The organism is Endozoicomonas sp. Z74 (assembly GCF_057680865.1).
In genome coordinates this window covers 1-3,509 of record NZ_JBLYZI010000002.1, presented here as the reverse complement: position 1 = coordinate 3,509, position 3,509 = coordinate 1, and the positions used below count along the sequence as shown (strand labels likewise).

Sequence of the window (3,509 nt, the reverse complement as noted above, 5' to 3'; positions counted from 1 at the left end):
GGAGATTGACGTATGAACTCAGAGATACTGCCTTTTTTCGTCAAGTTCAGACGTCTATCTGAGTGGTTTCTGACGGTGTTGTTTATGTTATGCCATGGAGTCTCTCAGGCGCAGGGCCCTGGTTTCGGTCAGGGGCAGTTGATTCAGCATATTTCCCAGCCTGTTGGGCAGACCCGTATCCTGTTGTCTTATCCACAGGGAGGAGCAATGCTGGTGGAAAGAAATAGAAGCATTGTGATCACTGAGCAGGGAGGGGTTTTTGTCTTTAAATACGCCAGTAAAGATGAACAGTGGGTCGTTGATGATACGTTGCAATTGCCAAAGGGCTCCAGACAGAAAAGAAGGGTGGTAAAAAGTCCTGATGAACAATGCCTGTTTGCCAGCGGCGATGGAGGTGATGAAGGCTATGACGCAAGTTTTGTTACCAGTCTTTACTGGGAGGACGAACAACTGGTGTTAGGGTCTGAGCAGGGCTTTAATGGGGTGGTTGAGCAGGCTGTCAGTCCTGAGAGTACTTTTCTTGTGGCTTGTTCCCCGAAGTCAGGAGTGATGCGGGTATACAGGATAAAGGACTGTTCGCTGGAGCAGCGCAATGAGTTTGTGGCCGGACAGGGGCGGTACGGTTTTCTTGAAGGGTGCCATGGTCTGGCCTTCAGTGACGATGGTCGACTTTTCTGTGTGGGAGGGAGTGGAAGTCATCGAATCGGCTGCTTCAGTCTGGATGACCTTGGAAACTGGTCAATGAAACAGGAGCTATCTCAATATGGGGATAACGAGAGGTTAAAAGAACCCATGGCGCTGACCTTTTTGAATGATATTCTTTATATCGTGCTCAAAAAGGGCGTCGTGGTTGCTTATGACCGGCAGGGAGCTCAGGCCGCAGGTGACTCGGGTTTTACCGGGAAAAACCATGGGTTATTGTGGAACGGACGCAGGGTTTACCCAAAAACAGAATCGCTGGCGGACGGGGAAGTAGACCTGCTGTGGCGGCCTTTCAGAAAGGAGGGGCTGATCACGCCTGTTAACCATAATACCCTGCTTATCGCAGATAGCATGGGAGTTCATACTATGGAGTGGGTCAATGGCTTCCTTGAGTTCAGGAGAACGATTATTCATTATTCCAGGGCTGATAGCTGGCGGTTGACTGAAACAGGGCTCGTATCCAGTCCCGTGTGGTTGATGATGACGGATTCTGCCAATCACAGCGTCACGCTATTTCCGGTCATTGAATCTTCGGCGGAATCCCTTCGTAGCCCTCCTGTTTCTATTTATATGTTGTTGCCATTAATGCTTGTCTCTTTTTATTAAAGTTATTAAAGCCTCTTGCACAGATGCGGATAAATTCGATAGCATGTGCCGTTTTTTATTTTCTGCAGCTTTTAGTGACTTTTAGTAGCTTTGAAGGAAGTGATGCATTTCTCAGTGTAAAGGTTATTCCCTTGTGTACCGATGGTGTACAAAGCTGCGTACAAACCAGTGAACTCAATTATTATGACCGATAACACCGAAGCTCGCAGTGTTGGGCAATTAAGAAATGTGGCCATCATCGCTCACGTTGACCATGGCAAAACCACCCTGGTTGACAAGCTGTTGCAGCAGTCTGGCACGCTTGGTCGGAAAGACCAGGGTGCCGAGCGCATCATGGATTCCAACGACCAGGAAAAAGAGCGTGGGATCACCATTCTGGCCAAGAACACCGCCATCGAATGGCAGGACTACCACATTAATATTGTGGACACCCCCGGGCACGCGGATTTTGGTGGCGAGGTTGAGCGGGTTCTGTCCATGGTGGACTCGGTGTTGCTGCTGGTGGATGCCGTCGATGGCCCCATGCCCCAGACCCGTTTTGTGACCCAGAAAGCCTTTGAGCAGGGTCTCCACCCGATTGTGGTTATCAACAAGGTGGATCGTCCCGGTGCTCGCCCCGACTGGGTCATGGATCAGGTCTTTGACCTGTTTGACCGGCTCGGGGCAACCGATGAGCAGCTCGACTTCCCGGTTATTTACGCATCTGCATTGAACGGTGTTGCCGGTCATGAACCGGATGATCTGGCAGAAGATATGACTCCTCTGTTTGAGATGATCACAGAGCGGGTTCCAGCCCCATCTGTTGACCTTGATGGTCCTTTCCAGATGCAGATCAGTGCCCTGGACTACAACAGCTATGTGGGTGTTATCGGAATTGGTCGCGTGACCCGCGGTGTGTTGAAGTCTGGACAACCCGTGATTCTGGTGGATCGGGACAACAACCAGCGCAAGGCCAAGGTTCAACAGGTGATGGGCCATCTCGGTCTGGAAAGGGTTGACGTTGAACAGGCCAGGGCGGGTGATATCGTCTGCATTACCGGTATCGACAAGCTGAACATCTCCGACACGCTCTGTGACCCGGATCACCCGGAAATGCTGCCGCCTCTTTCTGTGGATGAGCCCACTGTCAGCATGACTTTCCAGGTCAATGACTCACCGTTTGCCGGGCAGGATGGCAAGTACGTCACTTCCCGGAATATCCGCGAGCGCCTGGAGCGGGAGCTGATTCATAATGTAGCCCTGCGTGTGGAGCAGGGGGATGATGCGGATAAGTTCAAGGTGTCCGGCCGGGGTGAACTGCACCTGTCGGTCCTGATTGAGACCATGCGCCGTGAAGGGTTCGAGCTGGCCGTTTCCCGACCTGAGGTGGTGGTTCGTGAAATAGAAGGTGTCCGACAGGAGCCTTATGAGCATGTGGTCGTTGATATCGAGGAAGAGCACCAGGGACCCATCATGGAAGAGATGGGGGTCAGAAGGGCTGAGCTGAAAGACATGGTGCCCGATGGCAAAGGCCGCGTGCGACTGGATTTCATCATGCCCGCCCGAGGTCTGATTGGTTTCCGCTCCCAGTTTCTGACCCTCACTTCAGGCAGCGGTATTCTGACGTCTATTTTTGACCATTATGGTGAGGTCAAAGGTGGCGAAGTAGGGCAGAGGAACAACGGTGTTCTGGTTTCCATGGTCAATGGTAAGGTGCTGGCCTATGCACTGTTCAGTCTTCAGGAACGGGGACGTCTGTTTATTAACCCTAATGTGGACGTTTATGAAGGTCAGATCATCGGACTGCACAGCCGGGATAATGACCTGACGGTGAACCCCACTAAAGCCAAGCAGCTGACCAACGTCCGGGCTGCCGGAACGGATGAAAATATCATTCTGACACCGCCGGTTCGCCACTCTCTGGAGCAGGCTCTGGAGTTTATTGATGACGATGAGCTGGTGGAAGTGACGCCCAACCATATCCGCATTCGCAAGAAGTTCCTGAAGGAGCATGAGCGCAAGCGGGCCAGCCGGAATAAGTAAGAGGTAATGTTTCCAGGCAGCACTGTATGGGTGTCTGCCTGGAGGTATTAACTGTAGTAGTTCAGACCTGATCTGACAGTCACCGATTTTTCAGAGGGTGTCTGTCAGGTCAAATTCAGGCTACAAATTTTTCCTTCCAGATCTCTTTGCCATCTATCAGAGTTTCCATTGGCGTTCTT

At 51.6% G+C, this 3,509-nt stretch carries 2 protein-coding genes; both read left to right on the top strand.

Features of this window, described 5'->3' with window-relative positions; translation table 11 throughout:
- Window positions 1-12 precede the first annotated feature (12 nt).
- A complete protein-coding gene (locus ACNRUY_RS00610; RefSeq protein ID WP_488109696.1) occupies window positions 13-1,308 on the top strand; it encodes a hypothetical protein in 1,296 nt (431 codons plus the stop codon).
- A gap of 183 nt (window positions 1,309-1,491) precedes the next feature.
- Window positions 1,492-3,330 (top strand): translational GTPase TypA, encoded by a 1,839-nt coding sequence (gene typA, locus ACNRUY_RS00605; RefSeq protein ID WP_488109695.1) that lies wholly within the window; start codon window positions 1,492-1,494, stop codon window positions 3,328-3,330.
- The last annotated feature ends 179 nt before the right edge of the window (window positions 3,331-3,509 follow it).